At 60.1% G+C, this 23,308-nt stretch carries 21 protein-coding genes and 2 tRNA genes; 12 read left to right on the forward strand and 11 right to left on the reverse strand.

Annotated features, from left to right (window positions below; all coding sequences use genetic code 11):
- Positions 1 to 37: 37 nt before the first annotated feature.
- The 7 genes from PSV40_RS12720 to PSV40_RS12750 all read right to left on the reverse strand — a co-directional run bounded on the left by PSV40_RS12720 (position 38) and on the right by PSV40_RS12750 (position 8,330).
- Positions 38 to 997, reverse strand: coding sequence for an MBL fold metallo-hydrolase (locus tag PSV40_RS12720; RefSeq protein WP_300538048.1), 960 nt, complete (start codon positions 995 to 997; stop codon positions 38 to 40).
- 32 nt (positions 998 to 1,029) lie between these two features.
- Positions 1,030 to 1,740: an ABC transporter ATP-binding protein gene (locus PSV40_RS12725; protein WP_300538051.1), complete on the reverse strand. Its 711-nt coding sequence runs from the start codon at positions 1,738 to 1,740 to the stop codon at positions 1,030 to 1,032.
- On the reverse strand, positions 1,734 to 3,527 hold the full coding sequence (locus PSV40_RS12730; RefSeq protein ID WP_300538053.1) for a branched-chain amino acid ABC transporter ATP-binding protein/permease: 1,794 nt from the start codon (positions 3,525 to 3,527) through the stop codon (positions 1,734 to 1,736). Before PSV40_RS12730 ends, PSV40_RS12725 begins: the two co-directional genes overlap by 7 nt.
- Positions 3,524 to 4,447, reverse strand: coding sequence for a branched-chain amino acid ABC transporter permease (locus PSV40_RS12735; RefSeq protein WP_300538056.1), 924 nt, complete (start codon positions 4,445 to 4,447; stop codon positions 3,524 to 3,526). The genes PSV40_RS12730 and PSV40_RS12735 overlap by 4 nt, the downstream gene beginning before the upstream one ends.
- A gap of 58 nt (positions 4,448 to 4,505) precedes the next feature.
- A complete protein-coding gene (locus PSV40_RS12740) occupies positions 4,506 to 5,705 on the reverse strand; it encodes an ABC transporter substrate-binding protein (protein WP_300538059.1) in 1,200 nt (399 codons plus the stop codon).
- A 62-nt stretch (positions 5,706 to 5,767) separates the two neighbouring features.
- On the reverse strand, positions 5,768 to 6,544 hold the full coding sequence (locus PSV40_RS12745; protein ID WP_300538062.1) for a glucose 1-dehydrogenase: 777 nt from the start codon (positions 6,542 to 6,544) through the stop codon (positions 5,768 to 5,770).
- A gap of 25 nt (positions 6,545 to 6,569) precedes the next feature.
- Positions 6,570 to 8,330, reverse strand: coding sequence for an FAD-dependent oxidoreductase (locus PSV40_RS12750; RefSeq protein WP_300538065.1), 1,761 nt, complete (start codon positions 8,328 to 8,330; stop codon positions 6,570 to 6,572).
- Positions 8,331 to 8,493: 163 nt separating this feature from the next.
- Here PSV40_RS12750 and PSV40_RS12755 point away from each other — a divergent pair, with 163 nt between their 5' ends.
- Entirely contained in the window at positions 8,494 to 9,282 is a 789-nt protein-coding gene (locus tag PSV40_RS12755) for an IclR family transcriptional regulator (RefSeq protein WP_300538316.1), read from the forward strand.
- Positions 9,283 to 9,378: 96 nt separating this feature from the next.
- Positions 9,379 to 9,621 (forward strand): translocation/assembly module TamB domain-containing protein, encoded by a 243-nt coding sequence (locus PSV40_RS12760; RefSeq protein WP_300538070.1) that lies wholly within the window; start codon positions 9,379 to 9,381, stop codon positions 9,619 to 9,621.
- A gap of 27 nt (positions 9,622 to 9,648) precedes the next feature.
- Here the strand turns inward: PSV40_RS12760 and PSV40_RS12765 are convergent.
- A tRNA-Arg gene (locus PSV40_RS12765) sits at positions 9,649 to 9,724 on the reverse strand.
- A gap of 294 nt (positions 9,725 to 10,018) precedes the next feature.
- Between PSV40_RS12765 and PSV40_RS12770 the strand changes: the two genes are divergently transcribed.
- From PSV40_RS12770 to PSV40_RS12805, 8 genes are all read left to right on the forward strand, one after another.
- Positions 10,019 to 11,473, forward strand: coding sequence for an N-6 DNA methylase (locus PSV40_RS12770; protein WP_300538073.1), 1,455 nt, complete (start codon positions 10,019 to 10,021; stop codon positions 11,471 to 11,473).
- Positions 11,474 to 11,487: 14 nt separating this feature from the next.
- Complete coding sequence (locus PSV40_RS12775) at positions 11,488 to 12,639, forward strand: PDDEXK nuclease domain-containing protein (protein WP_300538319.1); 1,152 nt, start codon at positions 11,488 to 11,490, stop codon at positions 12,637 to 12,639.
- A gap of 106 nt (positions 12,640 to 12,745) precedes the next feature.
- Positions 12,746 to 13,969, forward strand: coding sequence for a restriction endonuclease subunit S (locus tag PSV40_RS12780; protein ID WP_300538321.1), 1,224 nt, complete (start codon positions 12,746 to 12,748; stop codon positions 13,967 to 13,969).
- Positions 13,970 to 14,050: 81 nt separating this feature from the next.
- A complete protein-coding gene (locus tag PSV40_RS12785) occupies positions 14,051 to 14,407 on the forward strand; it encodes a YlcI/YnfO family protein (protein WP_300538076.1) in 357 nt (118 codons plus the stop codon).
- Between the two features lie 361 nt (positions 14,408 to 14,768).
- On the forward strand, positions 14,769 to 15,890 hold the full coding sequence (fic, locus tag PSV40_RS12790; RefSeq protein ID WP_300538077.1) for a protein adenylyltransferase Fic: 1,122 nt from the start codon (positions 14,769 to 14,771) through the stop codon (positions 15,888 to 15,890).
- Positions 15,887 to 18,238: an EcoAI/FtnUII family type I restriction enzme subunit R gene (gene hsdR / locus PSV40_RS12795; RefSeq protein WP_300538080.1), complete on the forward strand. Its 2,352-nt coding sequence runs from the start codon at positions 15,887 to 15,889 to the stop codon at positions 18,236 to 18,238. Before fic ends, hsdR begins: the two co-directional genes overlap by 4 nt.
- 163 nt (positions 18,239 to 18,401) lie before the next feature.
- A complete protein-coding gene (locus PSV40_RS12800; protein ID WP_300538083.1) occupies positions 18,402 to 18,716 on the forward strand; it encodes a hypothetical protein in 315 nt (104 codons plus the stop codon).
- Positions 18,709 to 19,005 carry a type II toxin-antitoxin system RelE/ParE family toxin gene (locus tag PSV40_RS12805; protein WP_300538085.1) on the forward strand — a complete coding sequence of 99 codons (297 nt, stop codon included), beginning with the start codon at positions 18,709 to 18,711 and terminating at the stop codon, positions 19,003 to 19,005. The genes PSV40_RS12800 and PSV40_RS12805 overlap by 8 nt, the downstream gene beginning before the upstream one ends.
- Before the next feature lie 185 nt (positions 19,006 to 19,190).
- Here the strand turns inward: PSV40_RS12805 and PSV40_RS12810 are convergent, their stop codons facing one another.
- The 3 genes from PSV40_RS12810 to cysM all read right to left on the reverse strand — a co-directional run bounded on the left by PSV40_RS12810 (position 19,191) and on the right by cysM (position 21,533).
- A complete protein-coding gene (locus PSV40_RS12810; protein WP_300538087.1) occupies positions 19,191 to 19,772 on the reverse strand; it encodes a YidB family protein in 582 nt (193 codons plus the stop codon).
- A 123-nt stretch (positions 19,773 to 19,895) separates the two neighbouring features.
- Positions 19,896 to 20,426, reverse strand: coding sequence for an NUDIX hydrolase (locus PSV40_RS12815; RefSeq protein ID WP_300538089.1), 531 nt, complete (start codon positions 20,424 to 20,426; stop codon positions 19,896 to 19,898).
- A 204-nt stretch (positions 20,427 to 20,630) separates the two neighbouring features.
- Positions 20,631 to 21,533 (reverse strand): cysteine synthase CysM, encoded by a 903-nt coding sequence (cysM, locus tag PSV40_RS12820; protein ID WP_300538091.1) that lies wholly within the window; start codon positions 21,531 to 21,533, stop codon positions 20,631 to 20,633.
- Positions 21,534 to 21,573: 40 nt separating this feature from the next.
- On the opposite strand from cysM, the gene PSV40_RS12825 reads away from it, so the two are divergent.
- Together PSV40_RS12825 and PSV40_RS12830 are read left to right on the forward strand one after the other, a co-directional pair.
- A tRNA-Leu gene (locus PSV40_RS12825) sits at positions 21,574 to 21,658 on the forward strand.
- A 293-nt stretch (positions 21,659 to 21,951) separates the two neighbouring features.
- Entirely contained in the window at positions 21,952 to 23,250 is a 1,299-nt protein-coding gene (locus PSV40_RS12830; RefSeq protein WP_300538093.1) for an amidase, read from the forward strand.
- Positions 23,251 to 23,308 lie beyond the last annotated feature (58 nt).

Consider the following 23,308-nt stretch of genomic DNA (forward strand, 5'->3'; position numbering starts at 1 on the left):
ACCGGCCGACTCGCGGGCCAAGTCAACCCTCGTCGCGTCAGCCTTCTAGCGTCTTCCACATCTCAACATCGCGTTCTGCCGTCCAGATGCGCGGGTCTGTGTACTTGGTTGCCTCGTCGTAGCAGCGCGTCACGTCGAACGGCATGCAGTGGTCGAAGATCACCCAGTGGCCGTACTTTGGCTTCATGGCAGCAAACGTGTCCTTGTAGACAGCATTGAGGTCCTTGCCTGCGGCGACACCTTTTTGCACGTTGGCGTACACATCGGCGATGAACTCACGCGTGCCGGCAAGACCCCTGGCGACTTCATCGGGGGTTGTCAGTGCAGCGCCACGACCTGGAACGAGCACCTCGGGATTGAGAGCCGCCAGGTTGTCGAGCGTCTGTGGCCAGTCCTTGAAGTACGCGTCGCCTGCATAAGGCGTCGCATCGAACTCGACCAGATCGCCGCTGAGCAGCGCTCGTTCCTGTGGGAGCCACACCACGGTGTCGCCCTTGGTATGTCCACGGCCCAGTTGCAGCAACTGCACCTCGAGCTTGCCCAACCACACGGTCATCTTCCCCGTGAAGGTCATGGTGGGCCAAGTGAGTCCCGGCGGCACTGTCTCGACGTTCTGGAACAACCGCGGGAAGCGTCCGATTTCGCTCGCCTTGTCCTGTTCACCACGTTCGACGATCAGGTCGTACGTGTCCTGGCTGGCGAGAATGTGGTCGGGTTTGTAGGCCTCAGCACCTAGGACGCGAACCGCGTGGTAGTGCGTGAGGACCACATACTTGATGGGCTTGTCCGTCACTTCGCGAATGCGTCGCACCACATCGGCGGCCATGGCGGGAGTGGCCTGGGTGTCAGCGACCAGCACCGCGTCGTCGCCAATGATGATGCCGGTGTTCGGATCGCCCTCGGCCGTGTAGGCCCAGGCATGCTCGGATATCTGGCTGAAGGTGACCTTCTTTTCCTCAAGGTCGGCCTGGCTGGCGAATTTCTTGGTGGAGTTCATGGTTGGCTCTTTGAAAGGGGTGGGTAAAACGGTCAATGCGTGCCCAGGTAGGCCGCCTTGACCTTCGGATCGTTGAGAAGCTCGCGGCCCGAGCCTTCGAGCGTGATGAAGCCTGTTTCCAGCACATAGGCGCGGTCGGCGACGCCGAGCGCCTGCTTGGCCATCTGCTCGACCAGCAGGATCGTCAAGCCGGATGCACGCAACTGGCGAATGGCGTTGAAGATGTCCTTGATGATCAAAGGTGCCAGTCCCAGAGAGGGCTCATCCAGCAACAGCAGGCGCGGTTCACTCATCAGGGCACGCGCGATCGCCAGCATCTGTTGCTCTCCGCCTGAGAGCGTCCCGGACAGCTGATCTTGGCGCTCACGCAAGCGGGGGAAGCGATTGAATTCGCGCTCGATGGCCGCCTCCATTGCACCCGCATCCTTCTTGCGTGAATAGCCACCGAGCATCAGGTTCTCGCGAACCGTCTGATCAGCGAACACGCCCCGACCCTCGGGCGACATGGCCACACCCAAACCAACACGCTGATGCGCCCGCACGTTCGCAACGTCGTTGCCGTCAATGAGTATCCGGCCACCGGCCAGCGGCTCCAGGCCACAAATGCTTTTGAGCAGAGTGCTCTTGCCAGCGCCGTTCGCGCCGATGATCGTGACGACTTCGCCCTGCCGGACTTCAAGGCTCACGCCTTTGACCGCCTCGATGGCCCCGTAGGCCACCTTGACTGATTCAAGTTTCAACATGTTCTTCTCCCCCCTTCTGCCAAAGCCACTTCGGGCTCATCGACACCCAGGTAGGCCTCGACAACACGGGGGTTGCCTTGCACCTCAGCGGGCTTGCCTTCCGCGATCTTGATCCCGTAATCCAGAACGATCACGTGATCGGAGACGGACATCACGAGGTCCATGTGGTGCTCCACCATGAGGATGGTGACGCCGCATTTCCCGATACGGACCAGCAACTGCCCTAGCTCGGCGGTCTCCTGTGGATTGAGGCCCGCCGCCGGTTCGTCAAGCAAAAGCAGTTGCGGTTCGGTCGCGAGTGCACGCGCCAGTTCAACGCGTCGCTGCAGACCGTAGGGCAAGCTACCAGCCTCGTTGTGCGCCAGGTGCAGGATGCCGACCAGTTCGAGCAGTTGCAGCGCTCTCGCACGGGTTGCGGCCTCTTGTTTCTGTGCACTGGGCAGCGCTGCGAGTGAGGCGAGGAAGCCGTTCGTCATCCGGCTGTGACGGCCCAGCATGACGTTGTCCAACACCGAGAGATCGGCAAACAGGCGCAGGTTCTGAAAGGTGCGCCCCATGCCAAGGCAGCAAATCGTGTGCACCGGCCGGCCCGACACCTCCTGCCCCAGGAATCGGATGGAGCCTTCAGTGGGATCAATCAGACCTGTGAGCATATTGATCATGGTTGTCTTGCCCGCACCATTCGGTCCGATCAACGCGTGGATGTGTCCCCGCTTCAACTTGAACGACACGTCCTGCGCCGGTTTCACGCCACCGAAGTTTTTGGTCACGCCCGTCACCTCGAGCAGTTCACCGGTGCCGTCGGGTCCGATGCGCGTTGGCGTGCTCGTTGTACCAGCAGATTCGGGCGCCTTGCTTGGCCGTCGGAACCATTTTCCGAACAGTCCCGTCACGCCTCCCGGCATCACGTAAAGCGCAAAGAGTAGCAAGAAGCCATACAGAAAATGCTGAGCCGATGGCCAGCGCGCCAACATCGCGTCGACCAGGGTGAGGACAATTGCGCCGACCAATGGCCCATACGTTGAGCCGGCTCCGCCAAAAAGCACGAGCAGTAAGATGAAGATCGACAGGTGGAAGGTGATGAAGTCGGAGTTGATGTACTGGTTCTGCTGAGCTACCAGTGCACCCGCAACGCCGCAGGTGACCGCAGCCACCACGAACGCAATCACCTTGGCTCGATACACGCGAACACCCACCGAAGACGACGCGATCTCATCGGCCTGCAATGACAACAGTGCACGCCCGAATCGGCCCTTCAGCAGGTTGCGCAGCAAGAGGTGGGTGACCGCACAGAGGACGATGCCCAACCACACCCACTGCACCGAGGTCAATGGCTGGTCATTCCATGTCAGAGGCTTGATGCCATAGATGCCTTGCGCACCGCCGAAGACCTCGGTCCATTCCCCTACGAGCTTTTCCACCACGATGCCGAAGGCCAACGTCACCATGGCCAGGTAGGGCCCACTGACGCGAAGCGATGGCAAGGCTATCAATACGCCGCAGACGCCGGAGACGACCGCTGCCGCAGCGAGAGCCAGCCAGGGATTCATGTCGGCACGGGTTGTCAGCAACGCAACGGCATAGGCGCCCGCCGCGAAAAGGCCCGCCTGGCCCAGTGACTTTTGCCCGGCATAGCCCACCAGCACGTTCATGCCTGCAGCGCAGAGATAGTACACACACATCATGAAGACGATGCGCAGGTAGTAGTCGTTGCCGAGCATAGAGGTGACGCCGAACAGCGCAGCCACAACCAGCAAGACGGCCAGGGGATGTCGAGCGTGCTTCATACCTTTTCCACCATCCTCTTGCCAAACAGGCCGGTCGGGCGGAAAGCAAGCACCAGAATGACGAGGGCAAACACCGCCACCTCGCGCCACTGGGCTTGCCAGAGGTTGACGAGCGATTCGAACACGCCTAAAGCGAATCCGCCGATGACGCAGCCTCGCGGATTGCTCAATCCGCCAATCATGGCACTCGAAAACCCTTTGAGACCGACCGCCAAGCCCATGAAGAGCGAGGCCTGAGCAATGGGCGCCAGAAGGAATCCTGAAATCCCTGCCAACGCCGAACTGACCACAAAGGCCCAGATCATGACGGCATTAGTGTTGATGCCCATCAAGCTGGCAACGTTCCCATTGCTTGCCACTGCGCGCATGGCCTTGCCCACCATCGTGCGGTTCATCACCCAGTCGAAGCCGATCATGATGACAACGGCCACAACGAGCATGAGGATCTCCTGCGGTCGAACGCCAACCCCCAACATACGAATTACCGAATCGCCGAAGGGTCCCGGGACGACCACAGGCTTTGGGCCCCAGATCGCCAGCCCGATGCTTTGCAGGATGACCCCGAAGCCCAGTGTGCTCATGACCCACGCCATGCCGGGGCGACCAGCAAAGGGTCTCACACCAATTACATAGAGCAGCCAGCCGAGTAGACCCATGACACCCAGGGCAGCAGCGAGAGCCAGCAGTTGAGCGCTCGCACCAGGCACTGTTTCACCAAATGTGGTCGAGGTCACGGGTACGCCAATCATCAGGAAGAGCGCACTCATTCCGATGAAGGCACCCGCCGACACAAACTCGCCGTGCGAGAAGTTGAGGGTCTTGGTGGTGGTGAACGTGATGCTGAATCCCAACGCCACCAATGCATAGGCACCGCCCACAGCAAGTCCGCTGATGATCGCTTGCAAGAGCGCTTCGGCCATGTTGATCTCTCCTTCTGATCCCGAGGCCTTTTGAAGCCCCAGGACCTGTATCTACCGTTTATTGTTTGAAGTCACTGGCCGCGAACGACATGATCAGCTTGTCGGTGTACGGCATCAATTTCCCATCCTTCCAGCGGATCCACACCAGATCCTTGGCGGTCAGCGCGTCGTGGTTCGTCTTGCTGAAAGGCTTGTTATAGGACTTGAGCACACCTTGCACCGGCGTATTCAGGTCTTCAAGCGCCACTCGAACTGCAGAACCGTCCGTGGACTTTGCCTGTTTGACTGCTTCGGCATAGATCAGGACCGAGTCGTAGCCATGCAGCGCGAATGAGAAGGAGCTGGGCGCCTTCAACTTCGAGCCGATACGACCGAACAGCTTCTCCTGAACGGGCGTACGGGTCTCGCTCACAGTCCGCATGAAGAGCGGCTTCTCGGCCAGAGTCTTGCCGGCTGCATCGTAGAAGGTGATGTTGTCGGCTGCCCAGGATGTCAGAGTCAGCGGGAAGTAGTTGATCTTCTCCATGCTGCGCACCAACTGCGCGATGGGTGTGCCTTGTGCCCATACGACCAGCGTATCGACGCCGGCAGCCTTCATCTTGTTGAGCTGCGAGGTCATGTCGGTATCACCAACACCGAAGCGCTCGGTCCCTGCCGGCTTGATCCCCTGGAGTTCCGCAATCTCTTGCATATCCTTGAGACCACCCTGCCCGTAACCCGTGGTTTCTGCCATGAGCCCGATCACTTTCGATTGAGCAGCGTTCTTCTTGACATACGCCATCAGCGAAGCGACCTGTTCCCGATCGACCATCGACACACGGAACATGTAGTTCTCTGCGCCAGGGCTCATGGCTTTGGTGATGTCAGTACCAGATGCCACGTTGCCGATCACCGGCGTTTTCTTCTGGTTCGCGATGTGCTTCCACGCCATCGCATTGCCCGAATTGGTAGGGCCGAACACGGCGGCAACCTTCTCGTTGTCAATCAGATCGCTCATGTTTTGAATTGACTTGGGCGGTGCGGACGTGTCATCCCGGGTCACCAACATCAGCTTGCGACCTAGCAGGCCGCCCGCTGCGTTGATGTCCGCAATGGCCGCCTCCATGCCAAGAACAGCTGCGTGGCCGCTCTGAGCAGAAGGTGAGGCAGAAAGGTCGCCGTTGTAGCCCAACTTGATGTCCTGGGCGGAAGCACCCACCGAAACGGCCGAGAGAGCCGCAACGGTCAGTAGTCCTGCGCAAAGTTTTGTAAGTTTCATGTTGTCTCCTTGGTTGAAAAAAGCGATTGCACGAAATGTGCGGGAACGTCCGCGACCTGCCGTCAGACCGCCAGGAACCCGCCATCCACGGGCAGCGTGATGCCGGTGACGTAGCGGGACATGTCGGATGCCAGAAAAATGACTGGCCCCACAAGGTCTTCCGTTTGCCCTACACGACCCATGGGAATGCGGGTCATGAACGACTCCAGACGTGTCGGGTCTGCCCTCGTGGCTGCCGTCATTGAGGTCTCGATGACCCCGGGCGCCAAGGCATTGACACGGACACCTGCTGGCGCGAGCTCCTGCGCCAGCGACTGAGTGAACATCTTGATCGCGCCCTTCGACGGCGAGTAGCCCAGGCTGGCGGCCTGGCCAGCGTAGGCAGCGATCGACGCGATGTTGATGATCGAACCCTTCCTGGCCTTGACGGCGGGCAGCCAGGCCATCGTCACGTTGAAGGTTCCATGGACGTTGACGTCAATGGTTTTCTTCCAGTTAGCCTCGGCGCTGTCGCTTGAAGTGGTCTCGCGAATGATGATCCCGGCGTTGTTGACAAGAAGGTCCACCGTTCCGATCTCCTTTTCGACGCGCTGCGCCAAGGCGCGGCAATCTTCAGGGGAAGTGACATCAAGCACAAAGGCCCATGCCTCGCCACCTTCGAGCCTCACCACCTTGGCAGTTTCCTCGACAGTGCTCTCGTTCACGTCCGTGACTATCACCTTAGCGCCGGCCTGTGCCAGACCGAGGGCGAGCGCCCGTCCGTTGCCTTGACCTGCCCCCGTGATCAAGGCCAATCGCCCCTGCAGTAAACGTGGCGCGACAGTTTCTGGGTACTTCATGCTGCCTCCATGCTGATGTTCTTGGTCACGCAGACTGACCGACTGCGACAGGCACTGGACGTTGAACCTGCAAACTGATTTTGACTGTGGCTTCGTTCTTTGCCAGCTGCATTCCTGCCACGTAGCCAAATGTCAGCGCTGGACCCAAGGTGATGCCCGCACCTGGGTAGTTGCCGCCCATCACGCTTGCCGCATCGTTGCCGACGGCGTACAGCCCGTTGATCGGCTTGCCCATGGAGTCGAGAACACGCGTGTTTTCGTCAGTCACCAAACCGGCGAAGGTGCCGATATCGCCCACGACCAACTTGATCGCGTAGTAGGGTCCCGTCTCCAACGGTGCGACGCAAGGGTTGGGCGTGATGAGCGCGTCGCCTTGATAGCGGTTGTAGGCTTTGCTACCCTTGCCAAAGGCTGGGTCCTGTCCGGTCTGTGCCGCCTTGTTGAACTCGTGCACCGTTGCTTGCAAGGTGGATGGCGCGATCCCGATTTGCTCAGCGAGTTGCTTCACGGTCGAACCACGCTTCAAGTAGCCACTGCGCAGATGGCGGCCAATGGGCAACGGCGCAGGAGCCACGCAGCCAAGACCGTAGTTCCTCAACGCCCTGTGATCGCACAAGAGCCAAGCGGACACTTCGGGCTCGCCTTCACAGGCCTCTACCATGGCTTGAACGAAGTCGTGGTACGAGTTCCCCTCGTTTGCGAAGCGCTTCCCTTTGGGTGTGACTGAGATGACACCTGGTTTGGCGCGGTCGATGAAATGTGGCATCACGCCCTTGGTGCCATCGGTTCGGGTCGTGACAGACGTGGGCACCCATGCTGCAGCGTGCGGGATGGTCCCATCCACGCGCCCTCCGACCGACTCCGCCAGCTTCAGCCCATCGCCCGTGTTCGATTCTGGCGACGGGGAGAAATGTTCGTGGCCGGTAGGCGCATGCGGAAAGAGTTGTTTGCGGCGCTCAACGTCATGCGGAAAACCGCCACACGCCAGAACCACACCGCGCTTTGCAATCACACGGACAGACTTGCCCTCGTGCTGGACCACGGCCCCAACCACGCCGTCGTCTTCGACGAGCAGCTTCTTCACTGGCGACGACAACCAGACTGGAATGCCAAGGTCCATACCTGCTTTGGCAAGGCGTCCCGCCAAGGCGTTGCCATTGGTCAGCGTCATTCCCCGGCCATTGCCAAGCACGTCGAAGAAGTGCTTGGTCAAACGCTTCGTCACGTAGAGAAAGGACGTCGGCGACTTGAACGTGCGCATGAAGTGTTTGATCTCCGGTCCGGAGCCCAACATCATCCCGAACACAGTCAGTTCAGGCAGCGGCGGTGCAAGTTGCTTGATGTGTTTGCCGAGCTCTCGTCCGTCGAATGGGCGAGTGACCATCGAACGACCACCTGGCTGACCCCCAGGCGCTTCGGCGTGGTAGTCGGGGAAGACCCCAGGCATGTCGAACTGCACGCAGGTGTTCTTGGTGAAGAAGTCCACCGCCATCGGACCGTTTTCCAGAAACGCGTCGACGCGTTTTTCATCGAAGTGCGTCGTCGTCTCGTGCTTCAGGTACGCCTTTGCGGCGCCGGGCGGCTCCTTGATGCCTTGTTCCGTCGCCAAGCTGGTACCCGGAATCCAGAGCCATCCACCAGATCGCGCGGTCGTGCCGCCATAGAGAGCTTCCTTCTCTACCACCAGGACTTTGAGCCCTTGCGATGCGGCAGTGACTGCCGTGGCCATGCCGGACGCTCCGGTGCCAACGACAAGTACATCAACCGAGATGTCTTCCTGAGTCATGAAGTCTCCAATTTCTAGGTGCTGGCGCAGATTGTATTTGTTATCTGACTATTGTCAACGCGTTCGATACTATCATGTTGTATGATTTGATCAAATATATCTGTAATAGTCATGGTAAACCCTTATGGTTAAACTCCAACTTTCTCGTTCAGCGGTACCCCATATGGAAAAGAGCAGGCGCGGCATCCAGTCGATCGAGATCGGGATTGGCCTCTTGGTTCAGCTCGCTCGCCATGTGCGCCCCCTAGCGCTCAAGGACTTGGCGAAGGCCGCCGGCATGACTGCTGGGAAAGCGCACCCCTACATGGTCAGCTTCTTGAAAGTCGGATTTGTCACCCAGACTGACGCAGGGCACTACGAGTTGGGTCCCCTGGCGCTTCAGCTCGGGCTCAGTCGTTTGAGGCGGATGGACCCCGTCAAGGAAGCATCCCAATTGATCGAAGCGCTCGCCGCTGAGACAGGACAAAGCGTGGCCGTGGCCGTTTGGGGGAATCTGGGACCGACGATCGTGCGACTCGAAGAGCCGATCGAGCCATTGCACGTGAACTTGCGCACTGGCACCGTCATGTCGCTTGCCAACACCGCGACAGGTCGACTGTTCGCCGCATACATGCCACCAAAAACGGTCGAACGCCTGCTGGCCGACGAGCTCGCGCGTTTGAGTTATAGGACAGCCGCGGAGGCTGTCCTCCCTCACGAAACGTTTGAGCAATCACTGGCCGAGACACGCAAGCACGGCCTGTCACGATCGCTTGGCCAACCTATTCCGGGGATTGATGCCCTGTGCGCACCCGTCTTTGATCCCGAAGGTCACATCGTCCTGGGCATTCTCGTGATGGGACCTGCTGCGAGGTTTGACAGCGGTTGGGAAGGAACAATCGCCAAGCCGCTCCGGAAATGCGCACTTGAGATTTCTCGCCGGATAGGTGGCGGTGAAAGCCAGCAGGGCTGACGTCGCAAGCCAGTCTCTGGGCTGTACCTTCACTCGCAGACAAGCAGCCATCAGCACCGCCTCACCTACTTCCGCAACCGGTCGGGAGCACCCACGGTGGCCTACGGTGAACCTTCGTTCCGCGGCGCATCAAGCAACACCGACGGCAGCGCCGCACAAGGCGCTGTCACCCTGGGCAAGCGTTTTTCGCGCAACTTCTATGCGGCCTACGAACGCAGCCTGTCAGGGGCACTCGGCACGCTGTACCTGTTTTACGATTTGTCGCAGCGCTTCACGCTCCGGGCCGAAGCCGGCCAGCAAAGCGCGGTGGACCTGATCTACACGGTGCCCTTCGATTAGGGCAGGTGCTGGGAGGGGGTTTGAAAATGGTGCCCTTGGCAGGAATCGGACCTGCGACCTATCCCTTAGGAGGGGATCGCTCTATCCACTGAGCTACAAAGGCAGACGCGTAGTTTACCAAGGTGAACGGGCCGGCGCCGCCGGGCCGCGCCGCGGCGGGAAATCGCAAGCCATCCGGGGCGGGCGCCTGCCGGCTATCAACTGGCAGCCTTCAATTGCTATTTATTTGATAGCTGCTTGCGCAGGCAGCATAAGGGCTGGAGGCCAAAAACACTTGCAAGAATGACATGCAAGCCGTTTTCACCCCCACAGAGCCCAGCCAGGCCGGCAACCCCACTTTTTCCTGTAATCTCCCCGCACCGGGATGGTTTGCATCCCGATTCAGAAGATTCCGGGCATGTTTGAACAGACTTTCAAGAATATCGACGACATCCTGCACAAGGATGCCGGTTGCACCAGCGAACTCGACTACACCGAGCAATCCTCCTGGCTGCTGTTTCTCAAGTACCTGGCCTCGCTGGAAACCGACAAGGCCACCGAAGCCCAGCTCGACGGCAAGAAGTACAAAGCCATTCTCGACCCTGACTACCGCTGGGAAAACTGGGCCGCGCCCAAAACGCCCGATGGCAAGCTGGACCACAACGCCGCCCTGGTCGGCCCCGATTTGATCGAGTTTGTCAACGGCAAGCTCTTCCCTTACCTGCATGGCTTCAAGCAGCGCGCCACCGGGCCTGACACGATCGAGTACAAGATTGGCGAGATTTTTGGCGAGATCAAGAACCGCATCCAGAGCGGCTACAACCTGCGCGAAGTAATTGACCGGGTCGATGAACTGCGCTTCGGCACGCAGCAGGAAAAGCACGAACTCTCGCACCTGTACGAGGCCAAGATCAAGAACATGGGCAACGCCGGGCGCAACGGCGGCGAGTACTACACACCACGGCCGCTGATCCGCGCCATGATCCAGGTGACCGCGCCGCAGATCGGCGAGCGCATTTATGACGGCGCCGTGGGCTCGGCCGGATTTTTGTGCGAAGCCTTTGACTACCTGAGCGCCAAGCCCAACCTGAGTACCAAAGACCACCGCACGCTGCAGACCAGAACCTTTTACGGCAAAGAGAAAAAAAGCCTGGCCTACGTGATTGCGATCATGAACATGATCCTGCACGGCATCGAAGCGCCCAACATCATCCACGCCAACACGCTGGCCGACAACATTCAGGACATCCAGGACAAGGACCGCTACGACATCGTGCTCGCGAATCCGCCCTTTGGCGGCAAGGAGCGCAAGGAAGTGCAGCAGAACTTCCCGATCAAGACCGGTGAAACCGCCTTTCTGTTTCTGCAGCACTTCATCAAGATTTTGAAAGCCGGCGGCCGCGGCGCCATCGTCATCAAAAACACCTTTTTAAGCAACACCGACAACGCCAGTATCAGCCTGCGCAAGCTCCTGCTGGAAAGCTGCAACCTGCACACCGTACTAGACTGCCCCGGCGGCACCTTTCAGGGCGCGGGCGTAAAAACCGTGGTACTGTTTTTTGTGAAGGGTTCGCCCACGCGCAAGGTCTGGTACTACCAGCTGGACGTGGGTCGCAACATGGGCAAGACCAATCCGCTCAATGATGCTGACATGCTTGCGTTCATCACGGCACAAAAAACCTTTTCCGAAAGTGCGCAGAGCTGGTCGGTGGACATGGCCGCCGTCAACGCCAGCACGTTTGACTTGTCGGTCAAGAACCCAACGGGCGGGGAAGTGATGGCCCACCGTAGCCCTCAGGACATCATGGGCGAGATGGCGGCGCTTGACATGGAAGCCGCCGAGGTGTTGGGGCGTATTCGGGAGTTGTTGTGATGACGGATAAACCCATGTTGTTGCCAGACGGTGAAGATAGCCTTTACGCCCGCGTGCGCGACCTCGTTGTCAGCGCCCGCCAGGCCGTTGCCCGTGGGGTGGACCTGTTGCAGGTGCGCACCAATTTTGAAATAGGGCGGCATATTGTTGAATTTGAGCAGCAGGGCGCTGATCGCGCGGCGTACGGCGAGGCCCTCGTAAAAAGACTGGCTGAACAACTGGTTCTGGAATTTGGAAAAGGGCTGTCCAAGAGCAACCTGGAGTACATGCGCCGCTTTTACCTGGTGTTTCATGATCGACTGCCAATTGCCCAGACAGCGTCTGGGCAATCCAATTCCGTCTTCAATTTGCCCTCCAGCACAGGGGGCTCAATTGCCCAGACAGCGTCTGGACAATCCGAAACCCACAAAAGCAGCCTGCGCGGTTTTACCCTCAGCTGGTCACACTACGTCTTCCTGCTCGGCGTCAAAAGCTCCGACGAGCGCAGCTTTTATGAAATTGAAGCCAGCAGCCAGGGCTGGACACTGCGCGAACTCAAACGTCAGTTCGATGCCAGCCTGTACGAGCGCCTCGCGCTCAGCCGCGACCAGGACGGCATCCGCCAGCTCGCCGCGCAAGGGCAACTCGTCAGCCAGCCCAAAGACCTGCTCAAAGAGCCCCTGGTGCTGGAGTTTCTGGGCCTGGCAGAACAGGCCAGCTATTCAGAATCTGACCTGGAAGCCGCCATCGTCAGCCAGGTGGAGCACTTCCTGCTGGAGCTGGGCAAGGGCTTTTTGTTTGAGGCACGTCAAAAACGCTTCACCTTCGATGATGACCATTTTTTTGTCGATCTGGTTTTTTACAACCGCCTGCTGCGCTGTTATGTGCTGATTGACCTGAAGCTGGGCAAACTCACGCACCAGGACCTGGGCCAGATGCAGATGTACGTCAACTACTTTGACCGCCATGTGAAGACGGACGCAGAAAACGCAACCATAGGCATCGTGTTGTGCAAAAGAAAGCACGAAGCGCTGGTCGAAATCACCCTGCCCAAAGACGCCAACATTCACGCCCGTGAATACCAGCTCTACCTGCCAAGCAAGGAAGAGCTGCAGCAAAAGCTGCAGGAATGGGCCGGGGATATGGGCGATGCAGATATGCCTGGCGATGACGGGGCTGCGCAATGACTCCTGAATTGATAGCTGCTTGCGCCCGTTCTGCTTGGGCTGGAGGCCGATTTTGCTTGAATATTGAGCTGCAGCGACTGACAGCGCGTGCGGCGAGGGCTTGGGTATGAAGGCGGGGTGGGAAAGCAAGAAGCTTGGGGCTTTCGCGGCGCTTGTTTCAACTGGCCCGTTTGGTTCTGTGCTGCACAAGTCTGACTATGTTGATAAGGGCGTTCCTCTAGTCAATCCAATCAACCTAGTCGGCGAGCGTATCGTTCCAGACCCGACGAAACTTATCGATAAGCTCACAACGAAGCGGCTAAACAACTACGTGCTCCAAGAAGGCGACATTGTTGTTGGGCGGCGCGGTGAAATTGGGCGGTGTGCAGTGGTCGGTGCAGACGAGAGCGGTTGGGTTTGCGGCACCGGCAGCTTCTTCATACGCCCTTTGCCGACGACCAACTCACAATTCTTAGCGCACTTGATTCGGTCGGACAGCTACCGCGAAAAGTTGGAGCATGCATCGACTGGTGCAACGATGAAGAATATGAGTAATTCAACGCTCAGCGATTTAATTGTTGCTATCCCCCCGCTCCCCGAACAGCAACGCATCGTCACCCTCCTCGACGAAGCGTTTGACGGCATCGCCACCGCCAAAGCCAACGCCGAAAAGAACCTCCTGAACGCCCGCGCTTTATTCAAAAGTTACCGGCAGTCTGTTTTGAGCCAACGCGGGGAAGTGTGGTTGGATAAATCACTCGGAGAACTTTGCGATATCAAACACGGCTTCGCATTCAAGAGCGAATTCTTCGTTGAAAGCGGTCGTCACGTACTACTGACTCCAGGTAACTTCTATGAGTCTGGGGGTTACCGTGACCGCGGTGAGAAGCAAAAGTATTACGCAGCCGGAATTCCCAAGGGATTCGTACTGGCGGAAGGTGACTTGCTTGTCGCTATGACCGAGCAGGCCGCAGGTCTGTTGGGCAGTCCAATTTTGGTTCCGGAGTCTGGCAAATTTCTCCACAACCAGCGACTTGGACTCGTCACCCCAAAGTCGGGGGTTGCCTGGGCAAATGAATATTTCTTTCACGTTTTCAACACTGAAGCAGTTCGGCACGCCATCCATGCAAGTGCCACGGGCGTGAAAGTTCGCCACACCTCACCAACAAAAATTGGTGAGGTTAAAGTTTCGTTCCCAAGCTCAGTCTCAGAACAGCTTGAGTTGGTTGGGCGACTGCTCGAATTTGAACAAGAAACCCAACGCCTCGAATCTATCTACCAGCAAAAGCTCGCCGCCCTCGACGAACTGAAAAAGTCACTGCTGCACCAGGCGTTCAGCGGCGCGCTGTGAAGGTGATTGGCAACTGACAAGGATTGCTTGTGAGTTCGGTGGAAGTTGCGATTTGCATTGCACTTGCAACACAATCAATCCATGAAAACAGCCACACTCCCTCCCATCCGTGTTGCGCCCGATTTCAGGCTCGAACTCGAAGGTGTGCTTGAACAAGGCGAATCGCTGTCGCAATTTGTGGAGAACGCGGTTCGTGCCACGGTTGCCAGGCGCAAGACCCAGGCAGAGTTCATGAGGCGTGGCATTGCCGCCATCGAGGCGACCAAACGCGACAGTGACGGCATTCCTGCCGAGGCGGTGATTGCCAAACTGGAGGCCAGGCTGTCTGCAGCCAGCCAGGCAGGGCAGGGCACCGCGCGCCGGATGAAGTACACGGTCGAGTTCAGTGAGGCTGCGGCCCAAGACCATCATCATTGGTGCGGTCCGCCACCAGCGTGAAGACGATTACCACTTAACCTGGGCATCGACCCGGGCAATGCCTCGCAGGCGACCGGGGTGATCAACAAGACACGCTTGCGGCTGGCCTGATCCGGATAGCCGACCCCGACAACCCTCGCGCGGTCCGCCCTTGAAGAGATCATGTTCAAAAAATAACTTTTCCTGAACATGTTGCCGCCACCTGTAAAGAAATCGCTGTTTTCTATGCATGACCGCGATCCCAGTGCTGACCTTATCGACGCATCGCCTCCATGCGTCGATTAATTCAATAAATATCGACACAACTGCTTGACGTGTCGATGTCATCGACATAAACTGCCCAAAACCCAAGGTTGTGTCGAAAAAATCATAAAAATTAAACATGAGCGCCATACTCTGGCGGGCTGACCAGCCCTACAACACCCTGCCGCCGCTGCCCCCCGGCGCAGAATTGGAGACGCGGGCGGTGCTCAAGCAGTGCATTGCGGCGCGGGCGGCGCTGGCGGAGCTGAAGCAGGCGGCGCAGCTGATTCCCAACCAGGCGGTGCTGGTCAACACCCTGCCCTTGCTGGAGTCGCGGGCCAGCTCGGAGATCGAGAACATCGTCACCACGGCAGACAAGCTGTTTCAACACCAGCGCAATGAAGAATATGCCGACCCGGCTACCAAGGAAGCATTGCGCTACAGCCGCGCGCTGCTGCAAGGTTTTGGCGCGCTGGGGCAGTACCCGCTGAGCACGCGCACCGCCGAAGATATTTGCACGCACATCAAGGCAGTAGAAATGTCAGTGCGGCGCACACCGGGCACGCGGCTTTCCAACGGTGCCACCGGCGAGATTGTTTACACACCACCTGAGGGTGAAGGCGTGCTGCGCGACCTGCTGGGCAACTGGGAGCGCTACCTGCACAACCAGGTGGAGCATGACCCGCTGATCCGCATGGCGGTGGGCCACTACCAGTTTGAGGCGATCCACCCGTTTACCGACGGCAACGGCCGCACGGGGCGCATCATCAACAGCCTGTACCTGATTGAAGAAAACCTGCTCACGCTGCCGATTCTGTATTTGAGTCGCTACATCATCCAGAACAAAGCCGACTACTACCGCCTGCTGCTGCAGGTGACGCGCGAGCAGGCCTGGGAGCCCTGGATTATTTACATCCTCAAGGGCATTGAAGAAACCGCCACCTGGACCACCGCCAAGATTGCCGCCATGCGCGCGCTGACCGAGCACACCACGGCCTACGTCAAAAGCCGTTTGCCCAAGATCTACACCCACGAGCTGGTGAGTTTGATTTTTGAGCTGCCTTATTGCCGCATTGCCAACCTGACGGAAGCCGGCATTGCCAAGCGGCAGACGGCTTCGCAGTATCTGAAGCAGCTGGTGGACATTGGCGTGCTGGTGGAAAACGCCGAGGCCAAGGAAAAACTGTTTATTCACCCCAAGCTGATGCAGCTGCTCACGCGGGACAGTAATGACTTCGCACCTTACGTGATGCCCGCATGAACGAAGCCGAAACCCGTGCCGAGCACATCGACCCCGCGCTGACTGCCGCCGGCTGGGGCGTGGTCGAAGGCAGCGTGGTGCGGCGCGAGTTTCGCATCACAGAGGGGCGGCTGCAGGGCGGCGGCGTGCGCGCCAAACCCGAGATTGCGGACTACGTGCTGGTCTACCGCAACACCAAACTCGCGGTGATCGAAGCCAAGGCCTGGGACAGGCCGCACACCGAAGGCGTGGCGCAGGCCAAGAGTTATGCAGGCAAGCTGGCGGTGCGGCACAGCTACGCGACCAACGGGCAGGTCATTTACGGCATCGACATGGCCACCGGCAAAGAGGGCGACGTGGCGACTTACCCTGCGCCCGATGCGCTGTGGGCCTTGACCTTTGCCGAACAGAACGCCTGGCGCAACCGTTTTGCCGCCGTGCCGTTTGAAGACAGGGGCGGCACCTGGGGCGCACGTTACTACCAGGACAACGCCATCCACAATGTGCTGGAGGCAATCGCCAGGGGGCAGAAGCGCATCCTGCTGACGCTGGCCACCGGCACGGGCAAAACATTCATAGCCTTCCAGTTGGCGTGGAAGCTGTTTCACAGCCGCTGGAACCTGAAGGACTGGAAGACCGGTGCGGAGCCGACGTGCAGGCCGCGCATCCTGTTTCTGGCCGACCGCAACATCCTGGCCGACCAGGCCTACAACTCGTTTTCGGCGTTTGATGACGACGCGCTGGTGCGTATTGACCCGGCAGACATCCGCAAGAAGGGCAAGGTGCCCAAGAACGGCAGCATCTTCTTCACCATCTTCCAGACCTTCATGAGCGGCTCGGCCAAAGACGGTCAGCCATCGCCTTACTTCGGCGACTACCCGCGCGACTTCTTTGACCTGATCATCATTGACGAATGCCACCGGGGCGGCGCAAACGACGAGAGCAACTGGCGCAGCATCCTCGACTACTTTTCACCCGCCGTTCAGCTGGGGCTGACGGCCACGCCCAAGCGGCGGGACAACGTGGACACCTACGCCTGGTTTGGCGAGCCGGTGTATGTGTATTCGCTCAAGGAAGGCATCAACGACGGTTTTCTGACGCCTTTCAAGGTGGTGCAGATTGCAACCACGCTGGACGAGTACGTTTACACCGCCGACGACACGCTGGTGGAAGGCCAGGTCGAGGCCGGCAAACGCTACATGGAGTCGGACTTCAACCGCATCATCGAGATCCGGCAACGCGAGGAGTACCGCGTCAAGAAGCTGATGGGCATGATCGACCAGCGTGAAAAGACCCTTGTGTTTTGCGCCACGCAAGACCACGCGCTGGCGGTTCGTGACCTGATCAACCAGAACAACAGCAGCGGCAACCCCAATTACTGCCAGCGCGTGACCGCCAACGACGGCGCCTTGGGCGAGCAGCACCTGCGCGAGTTTCAGGACAACGAAAAGACGATTCCGACCATCCTCACCACGTCGCAAAAACTCTCGACCGGCGTGGACGCGCGCAATGTACGCAACATCGTGCTGATGCGGCCCGTCAACTCCATGATCGAGTTCAAGCAGATCATCGGCCGCGGCACGCGCTTGTACGAAGGCAAGGACTACTTCACGATTTACGACTTTGTGAAGGCGCACCAGTTGTTCTCCGACCCGGAGTGGGATGGCGAGCCGATCGAAGTGGCGGAGCCAAAGCCCAAACTGCCCCGCGAGCCAGGCGACAACGGCGTTGGCGAACCGCCTCCGGCTGGATCACCGCCGCCGCCGCGCCCCCAGAAAATCAAGGTCAAGCTGGCGGACGGCAAGGTGCGCAACATCCAGAGCATGGTGGCGACCAGCTTCTGGGGGCCGGATGGCAAGCCGCTGTCAGCCGCGCAATTTATGGAAAGCCTGTTCGGGGTGCTGCCGGATTTCTTCAAGGATGAAGACGAGCTGCGCACCCTCTGGAGCGACCCGACCACCCGCAAGGCGCTGCTGACGGGGCTGGCAGAGAAGGGCTTCAGCAAAGCGCCACTGGCGGAGATGCAGAAAATCATTGAAGCCGACAAGAGCGATTTGTTTGACGTGCTCGCCTACGTTGCCTTTGCCACGGCAACAGAAACCCGAACGGTGCGCGCCAACAGGGCGACGGTGGCAACACACAAGCAGTTCAATGACAAACAGCAGGCGTTTGTGGACTTCGTGTTGACGCAGTACGTGCAACAGGGCGTGGACGAGCTGGACACCGAGAAGCTCTCACCGCTCTTGCGGCTTCGTTACAACAACGCCATTGCAGACGCCGTGAAAGACCTGGGCAACCCGGAGCAGATCAGGCAGGTTTTTGTTGGCTTCCAGAAGCATCTGTATCAGCGAGACTGTGCCAGCCCCTGAGACGCTCCTGTTTTGATAGCTGCTCACGCTCGCCAGCTATGGGCTGGAGGCCAAAAATGATTGCTCAAAGCCCTGTCCATCCCCACCGGTCGGAAACAAGCGCTTGCCGCATCACGCGGGAGCCCTCAAGGTGTTACTATCGTGTCACCTTTTGGAGAAAATGATGCCCGCGACCACTTCTCTCAAGCTCCCCGACGCCCTGAAAACCACCATTGCGAAAGTGGCTGCGTTTGAGGGCAAAACTGCCCATGCGCTGATGGTGGACACACTGCAAGACGCCATGGAAGACGCACTGGTGCGCCAGCAGTTTTATACCGAGGGTGAGGCGTCTTACCAGGACACCTTGCGCAGCAACGCCGTCTTTGGTGCTGCGGATGTCAAAACGTATGTCCTGGCCCGTGTCAAGGGTGGCAAGCCGGGCAGGCCCAAGGCCCTTCCACTGGACGCGGCCAAGCCCATCACCCCGGCGCATGATTGAGCTGGTCTACACCGAACAGGCGCTTGTTGACCTGGAGAGGTTGAGCGATTTTCTGGTAGAAACCGACCCGCAAGCGGCACACGACACGGCGGTTCTGATTTTTGAAGCGATGGAGATTCTGGCGCTGCACCCCGAGATCGGCCGCAAGGTCCACTTCGGCCAGCGCGAGCTGGTGATCTCCAGGGGGCGAACCGGCTACCTGGCGCTCTACCGGTTTTTGCCGCATATCGGCCGCATACTGATACTGGCGCTGCGCCATCAACGCGAGTCGGGATACAGGGGCTTGTAAGCCATTCTTTTCAGGCGCCATGACAAGCGGCTGATCGGTCTTTCAGTTAATTAAAGAAAAACCCGCTTTCCTTCAATAAGCCAATTTCTTGTTAAAGAGCGCCCATACTCCTGTTTTGATAGCTTCTCACGCCCACCAGCCATGGGCTGGAGACCTGAAAGACTCGCAAGTCGGCGCATCACCGCTCAGCGAGGATTCAATTGCGCGAGCATCGCCTGCATTTCCGCCATGCCCTTGCTCAGCACATCGTCGGCATCGGCGGACACATCGCCCTGTGGCGTCAGCTGGTTCACCACCTCGGGGAGGATCTGCGCAAAACCGTCGGCCACCTCCTGCTCGGGCACGCCCAGTTGCTGCGACATGCGTGACAACTCGTCCAGCCCCACAACCTCATCGATGGCCTGCCGCGGCATGGCTTCGTTCTCACCCGTCGATACCCAGGACGCCGCCTGCTGGCTGTAACCTTGTTGCTGGAACTTGCCCAGCACCGCGCCCAAGCCGCCATTGCGCTGCACCCACTGCATGGCCAGGGGCAGCAGCACGGCCAGCAGCGCGCCGCCTCCACCACCGCCGCCGAAAGGCGAGTTGCGTTCCGGTGCGGAGTCAGCCGGTGCACCACCGCGGCCCAGCATCCCGCCCAGCAAATCGCCCAAGCCACCACCGGCTCCCCCGTCCAGCGACGTGCCCTCCGCGCCGGGCTGGCCGCGCCCGCGTGAGGCATTGGACAAAACGCCTGACAGTATCTCTTCAATCAAACTATTTGCCATGTGGAATCCCTTGACGAATGGAGTGCCCAGCTTAGGCGTCTCGGCGACTGGCGTGTGTAGGCGGGAGCGCCAACACGGCGCAGATGGCGCCTCGGTTGTCCCGGAGCGCAAGCCTCCAGCCCCTCAGTCCCGCTTCGCCCACTCCCCAAACTCCGGCGCGTAACCCCTGGACTTCAAAAAGTCGGCCAGGGCATAACCGGTGCCGGCCGGCCAGCACTTGACGTCTTCGTGGGCGTACAGCCGGTAGTCCACCAGCTCCGGGGAGAGTTTGACTTCGCCGTGGCCGACGGCGCTGTAGGCAATGATGATCTGGTTCATGCGCTGGAAATCGTAGACGCCGATCAGCTTGAGGTCGGTCACGTCGAGGCTGGTTTCTTCTTTCACCTCGCGGGTGATGCCGCCTTCGGGCGTTTCGCCGGCTTCCATGAAACCGGTGATCAGCGCGTACATCTTGCCGGACCAGGCGGCGTTGCGCGCCAGCAGGATCTTGCCCTGGTGTTCGATGACCGCGGCCAGCACCGGCACCGGGTTGTTCCAGTGGGTGTAGTCGCAGGCCGGGCAGCGCAGGCGCACGGTTTCGCCGCTGTCTTCCAGCTGGGAAATCATTGCCAGCGGGGTGGCGCAGCTGGGGCAAAACTTGAATTCCTGGCTCATGGCATGCAGACCTTTTTGCTTCTTTTTGGATAGCTGTTTGCGCCCGTGGGGCAAGAGCAACAGCGACTTTTTATACAAACTTTGGCTAAACCGTTCGCCCGGAGCTTGAACCAATACTGTTGGGTTAACCGTTCGCCCTGAGCTTGTCGAAGGGGCTCACTGTGCAAATTGGCTTCGACAGGCGCAGCCCGAACGGTGACGGCATCAGGCCGGGAACACACCGGTCGAGAGGTAACGGTCACCGCGGTCGCAGACGATGAACACGATCACCGCGTTCTCCACGGTTTTGGCAATCTCCTGCGCCACCCAGCAGGCGCCGGCGGCCGAGATGCCGGCGAAGATGCCCTCTTCGCGCGCCAGGCGGCGGCACATGTCTTCGGCGTCGAGCTGGCTCACCAGCACGGTCTCGTCGATGTGGCGGGGGTCGTAAATTTTGGGCATGTAGGCCTCGGGCCACTTGCGGATGCCGGGAATACGCGAACCTTCGCTCGGCTGCGCGCCGATGATGCGGATCGCCGGGTTTTTCTCCTTCAGGAAACGCGACACGCCGGTGATGGTGCCGGTGGTGCCCATGGCACTGACGAAGTGGGTGACTTTGCCCGCCGTGTCGGCCCAGATTTCGGGGCCGGTGGTCTCGTAGTGGATGCGCGGGTTGTCCAGGTTGGCAAACTGGTCCAGCACACGGCCCTTGCCGTCTTTGGCCATCTGGTCGGCCAGGTCGCGGGCGTGTTCCATGCCGCCGCTTTTGGGCGTGAGGATCAGCTCGGCGCCGAAAGCCTTCATGGTCTGCGCACGTTCGATCGACAGGTCCTCCGGCATGATCAGCACCATGCGGTAACCCTTGATGGCCGCGGCCATGGCCAGCGCAATGCCGGTGTTGCCGGAGGTGGCCTCGATCAGCGTGTCGCCGGGCTTGATCTCGCCGCGCTCCTCGGCGCGCTTGATCATGGACAGCGCGGGCCGGTCTTTCACCGAGCCGGCGGGGTTGTTGCCTTCGAGTTTGCCGAGGACCACGTTGTTGCGTTGGGTGTTGCTGTCGGCCTGGATACGTTGCAGTGCCACCAGGGGTGTTTTGCCAATGGCGTCTTCGATGGTCGGATAATTCATACCCTGCACTGTGCCATAATTTGCCTCTTTGCTTCTTCCTGCCCGGGTGGTGAAATTGGTAGACGCAGGGGACTCAAAATCCCCCGCCGAAAGGCGTGCCGGTTCGATTCCGGCCCCGGGCACCACCTCTTGTGAACACCAGTCGCTTGGTTCTCCCGAACCGGCCCGCCTTTGGGCGATATTGACAAAGCGCACTTCGTACGCGGGTTCGATTCCGGCCCCGGGCACCACCTCTTGTGAACACCAGTCGCTTGGTTCTCCCGAACCGGCCCGCCTTTGGGCGATATTGACAAAGCGCACTTCGTACGCGGGTTCGATTCCGGCCCCGGGCACCAGATACAGGCCCTTCCAGTTCTGGATGGGCCTTTTTTGTGGGCGGCTTGTGCACAAAAACACGGAAGCACAGATACTGGCGGGCATGACGTCCTCCCGCTCCACCACCCCCCTGCATCAACTCGACGCCTGGCAAGCCGCCACCCTGCTCGCACGCCGCGAACTCAAGGCCGTGGACCTGGTCCGCGCCTGCCTGGAGCGCATTGCCGAACGGGAGCCGCAGCTGCAGGCTTTTGTGCAGCTGGGCGCCGACGCCGCGCTGGCAACGGCCCGCGAACTCGACGCCGGGCCGGTGCGCGGCCTGCTGCATGGACTGCCGTTCGGCGTGAAGGATTTGTTCGACACCTTTGACCTGCCCACCGCTTACGGCTCGCCGATCTTTGCCGGCCAGCAGCCGCCGGCCGACGCGGCGGCGGTGGCGCTGTGCCGTGAAGCCGGCGCGGTGCTGCTCGGCAAAACCGTGACGACCGAGCTGGCCAACATGTTCCCCGGCGTCACGCGCAACCCGCACCACCCGGCGCACACGCCGGGCGGCTCGTCGAGCGGTTCGGCCGCCGCCGTGGCCGACACCATGCTGCCGCTGGCGCTGGGCACACAAACAGCCGGTTCGCTGATACGGCCGGCGGCTTTTTGCGGCGTGGTCGGCTACAAGCCCAGCCACAACCGGGTGCCCCGGGCCGGCGTCAAAAGCCTGTCGGAAACGCTGGACACGGTGGGCGGCTTTGCGCGCAGCGTGCGCGACGTGGCGCTGCTCGGCGCGGTGCTGACCGGTGATGCGCGGCTGGCCGACCCCGCCGCGTTTGCACAAACGGCCGCGCCGCGCATCGGCTTTTGCCGCACGCCAGAGTGGGCGTTGGCCGATGAGGACACGCAGCAGGCCTGGGCCCAGGCCGAAGCAGCGCTGGCCGGCCACGGCGTGCCGCTGGCGCTGCCGTCCGAGTTGTCGGGCCTGGTCGCCGTGCAGAAAGAGGTGCAGGCTTTCGAGACCGCGCGTTCCCTGAGCCATGAGCGCCTGCGGCACCGGGACCAGCTCAGTGCACCGCTGCAGGCGCTGATTGCGACCGGCCTGGCCATCGGTGGTGAAACCCATGCGCGCAACCTGCGGGTGACCGCGCAGGCGCGGAGCCAGGTGCAGTCCTTGTTTGCAGCGCACGACGTGTTGCTGGCCCCCAGCAGCATCGGCGAGGCCCCCGCCGGGCTGGACGGCACGGGCGACCCGCTGTTTTGCCGCACCTGGACGCTGCTGGGCCTGCCCTGCGTGCACCTGCCTTTTGCCAGCGGCCGCCACGGGCTGCCGGTGGGCCTGCAGCTGGTGGGCGCCCATGGCGACGACCACCGCCTGCTGGCGGCCGCGCACTGGGTGCATGCGCGCCTGAGCCGATAAGCCCCTGCAGCAAGGCGCGGGGGCAGGACTATTTGACCCGGCGCCTTGCCATGGCATG

This window comes from Polaromonas sp. (assembly GCF_029945925.1).
Lineage (GTDB): Bacteria > Pseudomonadota > Gammaproteobacteria > Burkholderiales > Burkholderiaceae_C > Polaromonas.

What these genes read in the sequence shown, in the direction of transcription:
- PSV40_RS12775 (WP_300538319.1), top strand. Translation starts at nt 11,488, where the DNA reads ATGTTGTTGCCAGACGGTGAAGATAGCCTTTACGCCCGCGTGCGCGAC.
- PSV40_RS12730 (WP_300538053.1), bottom strand. Translation starts at nt 3,527, where the DNA reads ATGAAGCACGCTCGACATCCCCTGGCCGTCTTGCTGGTTGTGGCTGCG.
- PSV40_RS12755 (WP_300538316.1), top strand. Translation starts at nt 8,494, where the DNA reads ATGGAAAAGAGCAGGCGCGGCATCCAGTCGATCGAGATCGGGATTGGC.
- PSV40_RS12800 (WP_300538083.1), top strand. Translation starts at nt 18,402, where the DNA reads ATGCCCGCGACCACTTCTCTCAAGCTCCCCGACGCCCTGAAAACCACC.
- PSV40_RS12830 (WP_300538093.1), top strand. Translation starts at nt 21,952, where the DNA reads ATGACGTCCTCCCGCTCCACCACCCCCCTGCATCAACTCGACGCCTGG.
- fic (WP_300538077.1), top strand. Translation starts at nt 14,769, where the DNA reads ATGAGCGCCATACTCTGGCGGGCTGACCAGCCCTACAACACCCTGCCG.
- PSV40_RS12770 (WP_300538073.1), top strand. Translation starts at nt 10,019, where the DNA reads ATGTTTGAACAGACTTTCAAGAATATCGACGACATCCTGCACAAGGAT.
- PSV40_RS12810 (WP_300538087.1), bottom strand. Translation starts at nt 19,772, where the DNA reads ATGGCAAATAGTTTGATTGAAGAGATACTGTCAGGCGTTTTGTCCAAT.
- hsdR (WP_300538080.1), top strand. Translation starts at nt 15,887, where the DNA reads ATGAACGAAGCCGAAACCCGTGCCGAGCACATCGACCCCGCGCTGACT.
- cysM (WP_300538091.1), bottom strand. Translation starts at nt 21,533, where the DNA reads ATGAATTATCCGACCATCGAAGACGCCATTGGCAAAACACCCCTGGTG.
- PSV40_RS12735 (WP_300538056.1), bottom strand. Translation starts at nt 4,447, where the DNA reads ATGGCCGAAGCGCTCTTGCAAGCGATCATCAGCGGACTTGCTGTGGGC.
- PSV40_RS12815 (WP_300538089.1), bottom strand. Translation starts at nt 20,426, where the DNA reads ATGAGCCAGGAATTCAAGTTTTGCCCCAGCTGCGCCACCCCGCTGGCA.
- PSV40_RS12805 (WP_300538085.1), top strand. Translation starts at nt 18,709, where the DNA reads ATGATTGAGCTGGTCTACACCGAACAGGCGCTTGTTGACCTGGAGAGG.
- PSV40_RS12720 (WP_300538048.1), bottom strand. Translation starts at nt 997, where the DNA reads ATGAACTCCACCAAGAAATTCGCCAGCCAGGCCGACCTTGAGGAAAAG.
- PSV40_RS12785 (WP_300538076.1), top strand. Translation starts at nt 14,051, where the DNA reads ATGAAAACAGCCACACTCCCTCCCATCCGTGTTGCGCCCGATTTCAGG.
- PSV40_RS12725 (WP_300538051.1), bottom strand. Translation starts at nt 1,740, where the DNA reads ATGTTGAAACTTGAATCAGTCAAGGTGGCCTACGGGGCCATCGAGGCG.
- PSV40_RS12750 (WP_300538065.1), bottom strand. Translation starts at nt 8,330, where the DNA reads ATGACTCAGGAAGACATCTCGGTTGATGTACTTGTCGTTGGCACCGGA.
- PSV40_RS12780 (WP_300538321.1), top strand. Translation starts at nt 12,746, where the DNA reads ATGAAGGCGGGGTGGGAAAGCAAGAAGCTTGGGGCTTTCGCGGCGCTT.
- PSV40_RS12740 (WP_300538059.1), bottom strand. Translation starts at nt 5,705, where the DNA reads ATGAAACTTACAAAACTTTGCGCAGGACTACTGACCGTTGCGGCTCTC.
- PSV40_RS12745 (WP_300538062.1), bottom strand. Translation starts at nt 6,544, where the DNA reads ATGAAGTACCCAGAAACTGTCGCGCCACGTTTACTGCAGGGGCGATTG.